The sequence below is a fragment of the Vibrio qingdaonensis genome, from assembly GCF_026191675.1.
GTDB classification, from domain to species: domain Bacteria; phylum Pseudomonadota; class Gammaproteobacteria; order Enterobacterales; family Vibrionaceae; genus Vibrio; species Vibrio qingdaonensis.
Genome location: NZ_JAKRRY010000001.1, coordinates 64,227 through 79,562, shown reverse-complemented (window position 1 = coordinate 79,562; position 15,336 = coordinate 64,227). Strand labels below are relative to the sequence as shown.

The following is a 15,336-nucleotide window of genomic DNA, read 5'->3' as shown; positions in this document are numbered from 1 at the left end:
ACGGTTTAAGTTCAGATTAGGCCAATATATTCGCTATATTCTAAGAGTGGTAACATTAGGGATAATCTTATGCCGGATATTTGTAAGAAGTTTATTGTTGAGGGACACGTGCAAGGTGTGGGTTTTCGGTATCACACTTGCCATGAAGGATTGAAATTAAATACAACGGGATATGCAAAGAACCAACCTGATGGCACTGTGGAAGTGATGGTATGCGGTCGACCGACAGATGTTGATGCATTGGAGCGATGGTTGATGACAGGCCCAAGAACCGCACATGTTCAACGTGTGGTGCGAGAGCCATGCGAATATCAGCTATATCGAAGTTTCAAGATCCTCTAGCCGCATCTGAGGCTAGAGTGTAAACTCAGGAGCTGAATTTCTACCGCCTGAACGAACGTTAGTTGGGCATTATTGGTGAGTTAGATACATAGCTTAGCTAAACACATAGTCTAGCTAAATGCATAGTCTAGCTAGACATTCTCAGGTTAGTTGAAAATTATAGGCACTTCGCTGGCTTTGGTAGTCCGGCCAATTTCGTTGCTTGTTTTGCCGGTCCCTTTTTAAAGAGTTTAAATAGGTACTTGCTGTTACCTTTTTCCGGACCGTGCGCTTTTTCCATTGCTTTTACCAACATTCGAACCGCAGGGGAAGTATTGAACTCTTGGTAAAATTGACGAACAAACATCACGACTTCAATATGCGCGTCGGTGAGTTCAATGTTTTCTTCTTCAGCAAGAATAGCAATCATGCCTTCTTCCCACTCTTCAAAGTTCAGTAGGTAGCCTTCCGCATCTGTTTCAATGCTTTTATCTTGGTATTGGATCATAGTATTAATCAGTATGTTGGACTCGCTAGGATGTTAGCTCAAATTAAAACACAATTTCAAGCCAGTAATGAGTGTTGCCTAACGATTGAATGAGTGTTGCCGCTAGGCGGTAGGAAAAGTGAAGAGGTAAATAAAATGATAAGTAATAAAAAACCCGAGATAAACTCGGGCTTTACAATCAACGCATCGTCAACAAACTAGTCGTCGTTCATGATGCCAAGAATACTTAGCAGGCTGATGAAGATGTTGTAAATAGAGACAAAAAGCGTAACGGTTGCAGAGATGTAGTTAGTCTCGCCGCCACGGATAATGCCTTGTGTTGTCATCAAAATCGCCATCGTTGAGAACACGATAAACAAGCTACTAAGTGCTAAATGCATGATAGTGGATTGAATAAAGATGCTGGCAATCATACCTACAATTAGTACAACAAATAGTGACAACATTAAGCCGCCAAGCATTGACAGGTCGCGTTTAGTTGTCAGCGCATACGCAGATGCCGCTAAGAACGACAAGGCTGTACCACCGAGAGCGGTGACAATCACATCGCCCATGCCCGCGCCTATATACATATTTAGCAATGGACCAATGGTGTAGCCCATAAAGCCTGTAAATAGGAATGTGAACACCAACCCCATTGAGTTATCACGGTTTTTCTCAGTCAAGAAAAGTAGTCCGTAAAAGCCAACCAGAGTGATAATAATACCAGGGCGAGGTAATCCCATCGCCATAGAAACACCAGCGACTACCGCAGACCAAAGTAAAGTCATAGATAGTAGGGCATAGGTGTTGCGTAATACTTTGTTCGTTTGCAGAACGCTCGCTTCTGACGAAGTGCGAGATACCATAGGACCGTTCATAATCTTCCTCGTAGATGATTAACTTTCTTATATGACTAGTTATGGGGCCGATTGTTCAAAAAATCAAGCTTTACCATTATAAGTCACTTTACAAAATCATAATAAAAATAGTTGCTTAAGTATGTAGTAAGATGTAACACAATATGTCTGCATTGCAAATGCTTGAATCCACAAAAAAAGGCGACGTTTCCGTCGCCTTTTCGTTAATGAGGCTTTAATGGTGCAAAATTTGGCTCAAGAAGTTTTGCGTTCGGTCTGATTGCGGGTTTTCAAAGAAATCGATAGGGTTGTTCTCTTCGATAATTTCACCCGCGTCCATGAAGATAACTCTGTCGGCGACTTCTTTTGCAAACCCCATTTCGTGAGTAACACACAGCATGGTCATGCCCTCATCTGCAAGCTCCACCATGACGTCGAGTACTTCTCGAACCATTTCAGGATCGAGTGCTGAAGTGGGTTCGTCGAACAGCATAACCTGAGGACTCATGCATAGTGAGCGTGCAATGGCAACGCGCTGTTGTTGTCCGCCGGAGAGTTGACCAGGGTATTTGTCTGCTTGATCAGGGATCTTTACACGCTCTAAATACTTCATTGCTATTGACTCAGCTTCTTCTTTAGGCATTTTTTTAACCCAAATTGGCGCGAGTGTGCAGTTTTCTAACACAGTTAAGTGCGGGAAGAGGTTAAAGTGTTGGAAACACATGCCGACTTCTCGTCTTACTGCTTCGATATTTTTTAGATCTTCCGTCAATTCAGTGCCAGATACAAAAATGTTACCGGCTTGATGCTCTTCTAGGCGGTTAATGCAGCGAATCATGGTCGACTTACCAGAGCCAGAAGGGCCACAAATAACGATTTTCTCGCCTTTTTTTACTTCTAGGTTAATATTTTTCAGTACGTGAAACTCACCGTACCATTTGTTCATGTCCTTCAGTTGGATCATGTAATCTTCTTGTTGCGTCATAATACGTCCTTGAATTTCCGTTTTATCGTTTGTGACCGGTATGCAGTTTATTCTCTAGCCATATCGAATATCTCGACATGCCAAAGCAGAATACCCAGAACACTAACGCGACAAATACATAACTTTCGGTAGAAAAACCTAACCACTCAGGGTCGGTGTTTGCTGCCTGACCAATACCCAATACATCAAACATACCGATGATGAGTACCAAACTGGTGTCTTTGAAAAGACCGATAAACGTGTTCACAATTGAAGGGATAGTGATCTTCAATGCTTGGGGTAGTACGATTAACCCCATTTTTTTCCAATAGCTAAGACCTAGTGCGTCAGCGGCCTCGTATTGCCCTTTGGAAATCGCTTGTAACCCTCCTCGGACAACTTCGGCCATGTAGGCTGCACTAAATAGAACTACACCTATTAATGCACGAATCAGCTTATCTGTTTCGGTTCCTTCTGCTAAAAACAGCGGAAGCATAACGGAAGCCATAAATAGGACGGTGATGAGCGGTACACCACGCCAAACTTCGATATACACTGTACAGATACTGCGGATAATCGGCATTTCTGAGCGTCGCCCGAGAGCCAAAGCCACACCAATAGGTAGGGAGACGATAATCCCGACCAGTGCGATGATTAGCGTGACAAGTAAGCCTCCCCATTTATGGGTATCAACGACCTCTAGGCCAAATACGCCGCCATACAGTAGGGCGCCTGCGATAAACGGATAAATGTTTACAAAAAACAACCAAATCCACAAGCGCTTAGGCGTACCTTCGTAGGCAAGCAATGCGACGAAAATCGCGAGTGTTGCGTAAAAAAGCTGTGGTCTCCATAGCTCAGCTTCTGGGTAGAAACCGTACATGAACTGGTCCCAGCGTACACTGATGAATACCCAACAAGCCCCTTCTCGTGAGCATGCATCTCGAGTAGTGCCTACCCAATCGGCATTAATAAATGCCCAGTTAGCAACCTGCCAAAGCAATGTAATGCAGATGTAACTCACAATGATGGTCAGTATGGAATTGACTGGCCCATCAAACAAGTTTTTCCGGAGCCATCCGACAAGACCTACCGTATTGGCTGGTGGCGGGAGGTCGGGCTGAAATTGATGCTGCGACATATTATCTCTCCACCAAAGCGACTTTACGGTTATACAAATTCATCAACGCAGAAGTGACTAAACTTAAGGTCAGATAGACTGCCATCGTCATCGCGATAACTTCAATCGCTTGCCCCACTTGGTTCAGTGTCGTGCCAGCGAAAACAGACACCAGGTCTGGATAACCGATAGCCATCGCTAAAGATGAGTTTTTGGTTAAGTTAAGGTATTGACTCGTTAAAGGCGGAATGATGATTCTCATTGCTTGCGGGATCACGACGAGCTTCAATGTGCGAGTGCGAGGTAAACCAAGAGACATCGCAGCCTCAGTTTGACCATGATTGACAGCATTGATACCGGAACGAACGATCTCAGCGATGAAAGACGCAGTGTAGATACTAAGCGCAATGGTTAATGCCGCTAACTCTGGGATGATGCTAATTCCGCCACGGAAGTTAAACCCTTTTAATACGGGATATTCTGCAGAAATTGGCATGCCCATAATAAAGTAGGCGATGAGTGGTAATCCAACGAGTAACCCTAAGGCGATACGTAACATTGGAGTTTGTTGCCCAGTTAATCTTTGTTTGTTTTTGGCCCATATACTTACGCCAATTGTAGCGATTAGACCAATGATGAAAACACCAATGACAATACTACTTCCAGCTTCCATAACAGGGGCAGGGAAGTACAACCCACGAACGTTAAGGAAAATAGCTTCCCCTAGGCTCATACTTTGTCTTGGCGAAGGAAGCGCCTGAAGAACGGCAAAATACCAAAAGAAGATCTGCAGCAGTAGTGGGATATTTCGGAATATCTCAATGTAGACGGCGGCGAATCGGCTCACAAGCCAGTTAGAAGAAAGACGAGCAATACCAATAACAAAGCCCAATACTGTCGCGAAGAGTATACCAAGGACAGAGACAAGAGCCGTGTTCAGTAGCCCAACAAAAAAGGTGCGACCATAAGAAAACGTTTCATCGTATTCAATGAGTGTTAACCCAATACCAAAACCCGCTTCTTCAGAAAGAAAATCAAAACCAGTGGCGATGCCTCGAGCCGCAAGGTTGTCGAGAGCATTAGTGACAATAGTATAGAAAAAGGCTCCAAGCGCTACAATTGCAATAGCTTGGAAAACGACGGAACGAAAGGTAGGGTTGTACAGGAGATTTGCGCTTTTCGCAGGTTTTGCCTGCGTTGCGACTTGAGTATTAGTAGGTTTCATACAGCTATAACCTCAAATCCTTTGAGAAAGGGCGGATAAACCGCCCTTGTTTTGGAGCATTATGTATTTCAAAGCACTAATTGTAGTGCAAACAACTGACGGCGACGTTCGCTTTCAGCTATTTGATACGTTTAGCGGATTGGTGGCGCATACATGAAGCCACCAGCATTCCAAAGTGCGTTGACACCACGGTCAATTGCCAGTGGAGAGCCTGTACCGACAGTTCGCTCGAAGCTTTCACCGTAGTTACCTACTTGTTTGATAACTTGGTAACCCCAATCATCATTAATGCCTAGACCTTTACCTTTCGGTCCATCAACACCAAGAGAATACGCTTGATGTTTGGATCGGTCGATTTCAGCATTTCATCCGCATTTTTCGAGGTAATACCATATTCTTCAGCATTGATCATGGCGTTTAGTGTCCATTTAGCAATGTTGAACCATTGGTCATCGCCTTGGCGAACAACAGGACCTAGAGGCTCTTTAGAAATGATTTCTGGAAGTACGACGGCTGCGCTAGGATCTTTTAGGTTAAGTCTTAGAGCATATAGACCGGATTGGTCAGTCGTCAGTACGTCACAACGTCCGGCGTCAAAGCCTTTTGATGTTTGTGCCGCAGTATCAAATACCACTGGCTTGTATGACATACCGCTGTTACGGAAGTAATCGGCTAGGTTGAGTTCAGTCGTTGTACCTGATTGAACACAAACAGAAGCGCCATCGAGATCTTTAGCACTGGTCACACCCAGATCTTTCATGACCATGAAGCCTTGACCATCATAATAGTTAACGCCGACAAAGTTTAGACCCAGAGCAGTATCACGGTGTAGAGTCCACGTAGTATTACGTGACAGTACATCAATTTCCCCAGACTGAAGGGCAGTAAAACGCTCTTTTGCGGTTAGTGGGACATATTTTACTTTAGATTTATCACCAAGTACTGCCGCTGCAACAGCTTGACAGTATTCAACATCAATACCTTCCCATTCACCTTTTGAGTTAGGGTTGGAGAAGCCGGGAAGACCCGTACTCACACCACAAGTTAAAACGCCTGCTTTCGTGACCTTTTCTAGCGTGCTGTCAGCCGCGGAAGCTGACGTGCTTACCATAGCAGCTGAAGCAGCTACCAAAGATGCAATTAGAGTGAGGTTCTTTGCCATTGTGTATCCTTCCTGTAAGTTCCGTGTAAATCAGGTCCATCCTGAATACAATGTGCTAATCATTGTTTTGTGCTGGTCATGATTTTGGTGCATCCTAAGTTCTTAATATTCGAACTAATTTTCTACCAGTTGTAACAACCGTTTAAAGCGTAGATAATGTTTTATGATTTCTCAAATTATTAATTTAAAAGATGTTTTGAGTTGTCACACGACCTTAAACCATTGTTAGAATGACGAAGTGTAATAGTTTTGTAAATAGTGCAACTAAACACCAATCTAGTGCGATAGAAGTAGATTTGTTAAAAAAACGTTAATTTAAAATACTAACTTGTTTTTTAGGTCAAACGCTGGATATTGCGCTAATTATTGCTGAAAATTCAGTGAAAAATTGTTTTGTGACGAATGTCTCGGTGACAAAGCTGCACCATTCTGGTGAGTTTGAATGAATAGTTATTTCGTTTTGAAAGGGAAATTTATGCGTTACTTTCCACTGTTTATGGATCTACTTGAAAAGCCTGTACTCGTGATAGGCGGAGGGGAGGTTGCTTGTCGTAAAATTGATATGTTGTTACGTGCGGGTGCGCAGGTAACGGTTGTGTCGCCTAAGATAGAGCCTTATCTGGCTCAATTAGTAGGTAATGATAAGTGTCATTGGATACAGCGGTTTTATGAGCCAGAATTGATGACAAGCGATTACGTACAAGTTTGGGCGACAACCGATAATCCTAGCTTGAATCATCAAGTGCATAAAGATGCAAAAAAGTTACGTATTCTTGTTAATGTTGTTGATGATACGCCTTATTGTGACTTTATTACGCCCTCGATAATAAACCGAGGACGCATTCAAATAGCGATTTCGAGTGGTGGATCTTCTCCTGTTCTCATTCGAGGAATACGTGAAAAAATAGAAACCGTTTTGCCCATGAATACTGCGCAACTCGCAGATTTTGCCGCCAGTAAGCGAGCTGACATTAAGCAGCGTTTTCCTTCAGTTGATGAGCGCCGCAAGTTCTGGGAGCTGTTTTTTAGAAAACCAGACGTGATGTGCTGTGTTAATAATCAAGATATTGAACAGGTTTATCAGCGAATGGTTGAGCAACCGGTGACATTTTCCGAGTCATGTACGTGGATTGAGTTTGGTGATGACCCTGAACTTCTGCCGCTAAGAGCATTACGCTTGATGCAAGAGGCAGAAATCGTATTTTATGATAGAGCCTGCCCATTTGGTTTTGTTGATTTGGTAAGACGTGATGCAGAAAGGGTGTCTTTTCACGATATTACTGAGGCGGCAGAGCATATTCGCCAATGTAAAGTCGATGGACAGAGGGTGGTGGTATTTATCGACCCGGCTTCGTCAGCTTATCGTTTGCTTAAAGAAAGTGATAATGTGATTGAGTTGGGGCGCATAAAATAAAAAAGGGCACCTGCCCTTTTTATTTTGCCTGTTTGTCGCTCTAGAAAGGAGCAATAAACGGTGGTGGTCTACAGATTAGTCTCTGAAGTTATCGAACTGGAAAGGCTGTCCGAGCTCACCCGTTTTAACGAGTTGCATTGTCGCTTGTAAGTCATCACGTTTTTTACCCGTTACGCGAACTTTCTCGCCCTGGATCGAAACTTGTACTTTGATTTTTGCGTCTTTCACCGCTTTTACGATCTTTTTAGCAACGGCAGTTTCAATACCTTGTTTAAATTCAATGTTTTGGTGCCAAAGCTTACCAGACTGCTCTGCTGTTTTAGACTCCATTGAACCCACATCGACACCACGTTTGGTAAGATTGCCACGTAAAATGTCACGCATTTGTTTTAGTTGAAAGTCACTTTCGCAAGACAGTTTAACTACTTCACCGTTTAGTGTGAATGATGCTTCAACATTACGGAAGTCAAAGCGGGTAGTGATCTCTCTATTTGCGTTATCGACAGCATTACGCAATTCAACCGTCTCTATCTCAGAGATAATATCAAATGATGGCATGTTAAATTTCCTTACTATTACGTTGTTTTACCGCATCGGCGAGAATGTTAAGCATATCAACAGTGTCGCTCCAACTTAGACATGGGTCAGTGATTGACTTCCCATATTCGAGGTTATTGATGTCGCTCATGCTCTGATTACCTTCTTCAATGAAGCTTTCGGCCATGATACCCGCAACTTTATGAGAGCCTGCGATGATTTGACGACCGATTTCTTCTGCAACATCAAGTTGCTTGCGGTGCTGCTTTTCACAGTTCGCGTGGCTGAAGTCAACAACTAGGCGCTGAGGTAGGTCAAATGAAGCAAGCTGTTCACAAGCTAATGCGATAGCGCCCTCATCAAAGTTTGGACCTGTATCTCCACCACGTAAAATGATATGCCCATGCGGGTTACCGCTCGTGCGGTAGACCGTCATTCGACCATTTTTATCGGGTGAATAGAAATAATGTGAAGCACGTGCCGCTCGGATCGCGTCCATAGCTATTTTGACGCTGCCATTGGTGCCATTCTTAAACCCGACTGGGCAAGATAGAGCAGAGGCCATCTCTCTATGGATTTGAGATTCTGTTGTACGAGCACCGATCGCTCCCCAAGTGATAAGGTCAGCAATGTATTGCCCTGTTATCATGTCGAGAAATTCAGTTGCCGTCGCTAAACCCAATTTGTTGATGTCAAGTAACAGGCCACGGGCTTTGTTTAAGCCAGCTTCAAGGGCGTAAGAGCCATCTAGGTTTGGATCGGTAATCAAGCCTTTCCAACCAACAACCGTACGTGGTTTTTCAAAGTAGGTACGCATCACAATGAAAAGCTCATCGCGGTATTGGTCTTGAATCGCACTTAGGCGTTTAGCGTAATCAAGCGCAGCCTCTGTATCGTGGACAGAGCATGGACCAACAATGCAAAGAAGACGGCTATCTTCTCCGGATAGAATGTTTTCAATCTGACGGCGAGAATCGGCAATTCTTGTCGCGACATCATCTGTAATGGGATGAGTCGTACTCAATTCCAACGGAGTGGGCATTGGGCCTAGTGCCTGAGTTCTTAGTTCGTCTGTTTTTAATGGCATGGGGCAGCCTACGTATTAATTTCGAAGCGGTAAAGATAGCGGAAATGCCGAGTCAAATAAACTATTAATGGTAATCTCCTTAGCTGACGAGGGATTAGCGCTAAATATGGCCACATAATTGATTAAAAATAACACAATTGTCGGAATGTATGGACTGAGGCATAAATAGTTCATGATTATTGTTAATCATGCCTTGTATTCATATGGTTGAGTCGGTATTTTGCTTTTAGTTAGAGTTAAGAAAGCACGGAGCAGTCATGAGTTACGAAAGCGAGAAAGAAAGTCAAAACATTCCCTTAGCATCACTGAGTCTTGGTCATGTTTTTCCAAGTTATTCAGACACCGCTGAGGCAGATCATTTGTATGTATCAATTGCTGAACTTATTATGGAAAAAATATTTTTCCATCCTGACTATGCTCAACTTGGTAGTGAGCTCGATAACGTCGAATTGGATGCTATCAATGCATTGCTGGGCGGACGTGAAGCACCGGACTTTTTTGTTGAAACTCTTGTCGCCGAAATTGTCTCGGCAGTTCAACCTTCCCATAAAGTCGTTCGTATAGAGTTGAATGACGCGGATAGCTATGGCATGAGCGCCTTGCTTGGTGGCAAAGTTGAGTCTGAAGAAGTTAACCCCGCGCTTGGCGTGCGTGGTGTCTCTCGTTTCGCCTCAGCAGCCTATAGCGCAACGTTCGCGTTAGAGTGCCGAGTTCTAAAAGTGTTGCGAGAGCAGGGAATTAATGTCGAGATTATCGTGCCTTGCGTCAGAGCGTTGAGTGATGCAGCCAAAATCATTGATCAACTTGCCGAGCAAGGTTTACCACGTGGGCTTAACGGCTTAAAGATTTTGTTTGCTTGTGATACGCCATCTGCCGTTCTATTATCGGAGCGTCTATTGCAGTATTTTGACGGATTAGTGTTAAAAATTGACAATTTGACTCAGTTAACACTTGGCGTAGATCGCCACCAAGACGAGCTTGCTCACTTGTATGACCCACAGAGTGAGGCCGTATTAAAGCTGGTTAGAGATGCGGTGGTTACGGCAAAAGACGTAAAAAAACCTGCTATTGTGGTTATCGGTTCACTTAATGATTACCCCAATCTCGCCCTACAATTAGAAGAGTTAGGCCATATAGACGTCTATGTGACCGCGTAACCAATGACCGGTCTGCTTCCCTAATATTCTTATTTCTTAGTATTAATTTGGGACTCTTGAATATAACAAGGCTAATGGCTCGTATGCCTTAGCCTTTAACTTTCTAGGCGTTTCACCTTAACTTTCTAGACGTTTCACTTTAGCGTTCTGCTTTCACATCAGTGTTTATAAAAGCGGTCATGTCACTTCTGTTATCTTCTGTTATATAGTGATATCGTATTTTAACTCCCTTCATTTTCTTAACATTTCTTTGACATCCTTGGTGGTTTTTAGTTTACTGGTCGGATGAGCTTTCTCGTAAAGGACTAGGACATGTTATCACCGCTTCGTAAAGCTAACTTATATCTCACTACTTTCGGTTTATTAAAAGTGCCTTTTATTTGGTTATGCCGCCCTAAAATTATTCATTTAGACCAAAGTAAGGTAGAGATTAAAATTCCTTTAAAGCGACGGACAAAAAATCACTTGAATAGCATGTACTTTGGCGTGCTCGCCGTTGGCGCAGATGTTGCTGGTGGGTACATGGCAATGAACAAAGCACAGCAGAGAGGTGAAAGGGTGTCTCTTGCCTTTAAAGAGGTGGAAGGTAAGTTTTTTAAACGCCCAGAAGCAGACGTTCATTTCATTTGTGATGATGGGGTGTTGATTGATAGCATGCTAGACGAGACATTAGCAACTGGGGAGCGGGTGAATCAGCCAGTAAAAATTACCGCCATTTGTCCATCACTACACGGTGATGAACCTATGGCTGAATTTTCACTGGTGTTATCGTTGAAAAAAATCGTTAAGAAAACCGTCCATTAAAAAGGGTAGATGAACGCTAGTTGCCTCGTGGCTAGAGTGGTATCTGTTCAATATCGACAATCTTTGAACGATTGAGAATAATCTTCCACCGATAATACAGGGGTTCCGTATCGTAATTATTCTCCTTAATGATTAAATTAAGGAGATGGCGCTTTTCTAACGACTCTTTGACCACTTGGCCTTCTTGTAAGCGGAAGAAACGGTTATTACTTTTGTCCATAAGGCGAGTTAGCGTCCGAAAATTAATGTTAATCACTTCACGGGTTTGATCATAACCACTAGTAAACTTCGACGTTGCCATGGTGGTATGAGTACGATAGTGAAGAATCTTTTCCTCTCTCTGGACCACTCGTTTTTTTCGTATTGTTTTGATGCGATCAGGCAATCGGTCAAACGACACAAAATCCAACCATTCAATTTTTCGGCCCACTTCTTTTTTGGTTGTCGGGTCTATATAGCGTCTACGCCACTTTGGCTTACCTCGCTGGATCCAACGCCACAAAATGTCTCTTAAATCGTCCTTAAACACTTCACGAAGTGCGTAGATGACCGATAGGACTAAGATAAAGGAGGCGGTAATTTCACCAAGGTAATCCCTTGCCAAAATAACAGCAGTGGTGACGAATAGCATCACGAGCCCTGTTGCTGAGCCCTTGATGAAACGCTTAGTGTTGTTACCCATTGAGGTCAGCTTTTCTTGCAATACGATAGGGTGTTCAATCAAACGCCGTAGTAGTCGCATTTTATTACTTAGGCGAGTCGAGTCTTTACGAACTTGCTCGGAGTTATAATTATTGAGGTTTCGGTGTGCTTGTTCTTTCTCAACAATGGTGATGAGGCGCTCTTTGAGTGGTGTATAAGACTTACTGTTGGGTAAGGCAACGACAAGCGACAAAAATTTTTGACCAGTATACCAAGAAAGATAGTTGTCGATATTGGCATAATAGCGCTTAAGACTCTCTTCATAAGGGACTGCCCGACGCATTTTTCGTAAAATATCGATGGCTAATTCGATGACTTCATCAATTTCGTCTGCGGTGACTTCTTCTTTTGAAGAGTTGATAAGTGTAGATACCGCATTATCTAACGCGAACACATACTGATAGGCGAACAGGCTCAAACTCACTCGGTATTGAGTGTTGGATAAACGGCCACGCTTAGCGAGTCGAGAGTGAATAAGCGGTAGCAAGGTTTCTGTACTGAAATATGTGCGCTTTTGCGTGAACGAGTTGTGATAAAAGTCTGACTCGGAAACTTGGTGAGACTCTAAATCGAGCTCTCCAGGAATAAATAGAAAAACATCTAAGTCTAGGGTTTTAGTATTCGCCATCGCATGAGCGATTTTTAGCGTGATGGCATCTTGTTTATCGACAGAAATCAAACAACTTCTCCGTTTGTATTGATACGGTTAAGCATATCAGAACACGCAGAAACTAGCATCTTAAAGCGAGTCAGGTATAATCGCCCGAATAATCCCAATAGAGATAAAATAATGATAAATGTAGGTCAAATGAACCAGCTTGAAGTGATGAAAGAAGCAGACTTCGGGTGGTTTTTAGACGGCAAAGATTATGGATCAATTTTGCTAACAAAAAAATACGCTCCTGAAGGAGTTAAAGTTGGCGATAGCATTGATGTTTTTCTCTATTTTGATTCAGATAACCAGATCGCAGCAACCACGAGTAAGCCAGTAGCACAAGTTGGTGAGTGGGGAATGATGACAATCGAAGGCGTTAACAGCATTGGTGCGTTCGCAAGTTGGGGCATCAAAGAAAAAGATCTTCTGATTCCATTCAGTGAACAGCGTGGGCGCTTAGTCGTTGGTCAAAATATTTTGGTTTATGTTTATACCGACAAAGCGTCTGGTCGTATTGTTGGTACGACTAAATTTAACAAATGGTTAGATAACGTACCTGCTGTTTACACTACGAACCAGCAAGTCGATTTAATCATCGCTGAGCGCAGTGAACTTGGCTATAAAGCCATTGTTAACGGTGAGCATTGGGGAATGATCTTCCAATCGGATGTATTTGGTAAGCTATTTGTCGGTAAACGTCTTAAAGGCTTTGTTAAACAAGTTCGTGAAGATGGAAAAATCGATCTTAGATTACAGAAGATTGGTACGGCTAAGATGGACGATTTAAGCGAAAGCATTCTGAGTTTGCTTGAGAAGAAGGGCGGATTCTTACCTTTAAGTGATAAATCGACGCCAGAAGCGATCTTTACGGCGTTTAAAACCAGTAAAGGTACGTTCAAAAAAACCATTGGTGGTTTATTCAAACAAGGTAAAATCACGATTGATAAAGATGGCATTCGCTTGGTAAGCGAAGACGCATAAGTCATTCTCGGAGACAAAAAAGAGGCCCAAAACTGATCCTGATTTGGGCCTAGGGGAATGGCTCATGGAGAGCCTACGCTAACTGTTTCAGTCGAACTAATTAACTCGTTGTTAGTTCTTCTCGTTGCTAGTTACTGGTAGTTGGTTAGTCAGCACGTGTTACATACCATGAGTAACGCGCTACTTTACCTTTTCAGCCTATAACGTAATGTATAGTTTGAACGTTGTTCGCTTTACGGATGCCAAGTGTCCTAAGCAAGCGGTGAGTATGGTAACGATGTTGTTACGGAAAGCTAGCATACCGTTGCCAAAATATCATTGCTTAGGTCTATGTTGATAACCCCTAAAGTGTAGTACAAAACGGTAAAAAAGCGATATGCACAGCGGCTTTAACAGCATAAAATCGCTATGCCTCTGGCTTAGAACAGATTTTTATCTCTTACTAACTCTCGAGGTAAGCCATTTTTAATCCGATTCCCTACCCATTTCCCCAATCCAATGACGATATCGTTATAGCTAACAAAGACCTCGCCAGTTCCAGATAACCCTTCAGGGCGAATATCTCTGCCCATATACCATTCTCTGGCATCAGATTGACTCACCGCAACCGTATCGGCTTGGCTATTCGCGAGTGATGTCGCAACTTGATGTTGCCAGCGATACCCTTTTTTGTGCTGTTCCGCCACTTTAATACCCATGCGAGAAAAGCGAAATTCCCCAAGTAATGGCTCGAGCGCGGTCGGAAATAGCCATATGTCGTTATCACGTTTCCAGAGTTGACTCTGTCCCGGGAAGTCGATGGAGAATGCGGACTTAAGTGACAACGTAGCGTCTTGAGTTTCTTTAGTCGATAGCTTCTGGAATGGAAATTTGCCCAGTCGTTTCTTCACTACAGGCGGCGTTGTAGATGCTAGTTTTTTGACTTTGGCGATAAAAAAACCTTCACTATCAAATAATTGAGGGTAGACATGTAAGAAGCCTTCCGTCGTTGTCGCAAGTTTAGCATCTGGAAATAAGTGCTCAAGTGACTCAAACTCAACCGCGTGATCAAACGTATCTCGAAGGTGTTGCATGACTTGTTGGTTTTCTTCGCAGCTCAAAGCGCAGGTAGAGTAGACCAGTGTACCGCCCACTTTTAACGCGTGAAATGCACTTTCGATGAGATCTTTTTGTGTTTCTGCGATGTCATTGGTGGACTCTAGACTCCAGTTTTTCATTGCATCGGCATCTTTGCGAATCGTGCCTTCGCCGGAACATGGCGCGTCCAACAAAATGGCATCGAAACGCTCTGGGAGCCAACCACCAAACACTCGAGCATCATAATTACTTAACGCAACATTTCTAACGCCACAGCGTTCAATATTGGCGTGTAGCACTTTGACTCGACTAGAGGCAAACTCGTTCGCCACTAAAATGCCGTTATTATCCATGAGTGCGGCAATTTGCGTTGTCTTTGACCCGGGTGCCGCCGCCATGTCGAGTACTGCATCAAAGTTGGTTTTATTATTGAAGAGGGCGCTTGGAGGCAGCATAGAGCTCGCTTCTTGAATATAAAACAAGCCTGCCATGTGTTCTGCGGTATTCCCTAGCGGTACTTGGCTTTCATCGGCATCAATCCAAAAACCTTCATCACACCAAGGGATGGCGGAAAGCGACCAGTTATTTTCCTGCGCTCTCGCTAAGAAGTCATCGACGGTCAGCTTGAGGGTATTGACACGAATACTCTTTCGTAACGGTCTTTGGCATGCGGCCACAAAGTCATCCATGTTTAGATGCTCTGGCAGTTGAGATGCGATGTGTGTGAGAAAGTCGTCAGGGATATAGACGTTAGAGTGCAAAATAGAGCCTGCTAGTTGGAAA

The 15,336-nt window shown here is 43.4% G+C and carries 14 protein-coding genes and 1 pseudogene; 5 read left to right on the top strand and 10 right to left on the bottom strand.

Annotation, left to right across the window (positions count from 1 at the left end; all coding sequences use genetic code 11):
• Positions 1-69 precede the first annotated feature (69 nt).
• Complete coding sequence (yccX, locus tag MD535_RS00285) at positions 70-342, top strand: acylphosphatase (protein WP_265672890.1); 273 nt, start codon at positions 70-72, stop codon at positions 340-342.
• Between the two features lie 157 nt (positions 343-499).
• Here yccX and MD535_RS00280 read toward each other — a convergent pair whose 3' ends face one another.
• The 6 genes and pseudogenes from MD535_RS00280 to MD535_RS00255 form a co-directional block, all read right to left on the bottom strand.
• On the bottom strand, positions 500-829 hold the full coding sequence (locus MD535_RS00280; RefSeq protein ID WP_265672889.1) for a TusE/DsrC/DsvC family sulfur relay protein: 330 nt from the start codon (positions 827-829) through the stop codon (positions 500-502).
• A gap of 197 nt (positions 830-1,026) precedes the next feature.
• Entirely contained in the window at positions 1,027-1,689 is a 663-nt protein-coding gene (locus tag MD535_RS00275) for a Bax inhibitor-1/YccA family protein (RefSeq protein ID WP_265672888.1), read from the bottom strand.
• A 214-nt stretch (positions 1,690-1,903) separates the two neighbouring features.
• Entirely contained in the window at positions 1,904-2,653 is a 750-nt protein-coding gene (locus MD535_RS00270) for an amino acid ABC transporter ATP-binding protein (RefSeq protein WP_265672887.1), read from the bottom strand.
• A gap of 22 nt (positions 2,654-2,675) precedes the next feature.
• A complete protein-coding gene (locus MD535_RS00265) occupies positions 2,676-3,773 on the bottom strand; it encodes an amino acid ABC transporter permease (RefSeq protein WP_265672886.1) in 1,098 nt (365 codons plus the stop codon).
• Position 3,774: 1 nt separating this feature from the next.
• Positions 3,775-4,977 (bottom strand): amino acid ABC transporter permease, encoded by a 1,203-nt coding sequence (locus tag MD535_RS00260; protein ID WP_265672885.1) that lies wholly within the window; start codon positions 4,975-4,977, stop codon positions 3,775-3,777.
• A gap of 131 nt (positions 4,978-5,108) precedes the next feature.
• Positions 5,109-6,139, bottom strand: a pseudogene (locus MD535_RS00255) (amino acid ABC transporter substrate-binding protein).
• A gap of 475 nt (positions 6,140-6,614) precedes the next feature.
• Here MD535_RS00255 and MD535_RS00250 point away from each other — a divergent pair.
• On the top strand, positions 6,615-7,553 hold the full coding sequence (locus MD535_RS00250) for a precorrin-2 dehydrogenase/sirohydrochlorin ferrochelatase family protein (RefSeq protein ID WP_265672884.1): 939 nt from the start codon (positions 6,615-6,617) through the stop codon (positions 7,551-7,553).
• 75 nt (positions 7,554-7,628) lie between these two features.
• On the opposite strand, the gene MD535_RS00245 is transcribed toward MD535_RS00250, so the two are convergent.
• Both MD535_RS00245 and MD535_RS00240 read right to left on the bottom strand, forming a co-directional pair.
• Complete coding sequence (locus tag MD535_RS00245; RefSeq protein WP_250619013.1) at positions 7,629-8,111, bottom strand: YajQ family cyclic di-GMP-binding protein; 483 nt, start codon at positions 8,109-8,111, stop codon at positions 7,629-7,631.
• Between the two features lies 1 nt (position 8,112).
• Positions 8,113-9,177 carry a 3-deoxy-7-phosphoheptulonate synthase gene (locus MD535_RS00240; protein WP_265672883.1) on the bottom strand — a complete coding sequence of 355 codons (1,065 nt, stop codon included), beginning with the start codon at positions 9,175-9,177 and terminating at the stop codon, positions 8,113-8,115.
• A 257-nt stretch (positions 9,178-9,434) separates the two neighbouring features.
• Here MD535_RS00240 and MD535_RS00235 point away from each other — a divergent pair, with 257 nt between their 5' ends.
• The gene (locus MD535_RS00235) at positions 9,435-10,334 is read left to right on the top strand and encodes a putative PEP-binding protein (RefSeq protein WP_265672882.1); all 900 of its coding nucleotides are present in this window, start codon (positions 9,435-9,437) and stop codon (positions 10,332-10,334) included.
• Positions 10,335-10,646: 312 nt separating this feature from the next.
• Positions 10,647-11,138: a PaaI family thioesterase gene (locus tag MD535_RS00230; protein WP_265672881.1), complete on the top strand. Its 492-nt coding sequence runs from the start codon at positions 10,647-10,649 to the stop codon at positions 11,136-11,138.
• 31 nt (positions 11,139-11,169) lie between these two features.
• Here the strand turns inward: MD535_RS00230 and MD535_RS00225 are convergent, their stop codons facing one another.
• The gene (locus MD535_RS00225; protein WP_265672880.1) at positions 11,170-12,519 is read right to left on the bottom strand and encodes a hypothetical protein; all 1,350 of its coding nucleotides are present in this window, start codon (positions 12,517-12,519) and stop codon (positions 11,170-11,172) included.
• A 111-nt stretch (positions 12,520-12,630) separates the two neighbouring features.
• Between MD535_RS00225 and MD535_RS00220 the strand changes: the two genes are divergently transcribed.
• Positions 12,631-13,476, top strand: a complete 846-nt coding sequence (locus MD535_RS00220; protein ID WP_265672879.1) for a CvfB family protein — start codon at positions 12,631-12,633, stop codon at positions 13,474-13,476.
• 419 nt (positions 13,477-13,895) lie between these two features.
• Here MD535_RS00220 and rsmF read toward each other — a convergent pair whose 3' ends face one another.
• Positions 13,896-15,314, bottom strand: coding sequence for a 16S rRNA (cytosine(1407)-C(5))-methyltransferase RsmF (rsmF, locus tag MD535_RS00215; RefSeq protein WP_265672878.1), 1,419 nt, complete (start codon positions 15,312-15,314; stop codon positions 13,896-13,898).
• Positions 15,315-15,336: the final 22 nt, after the last annotated feature.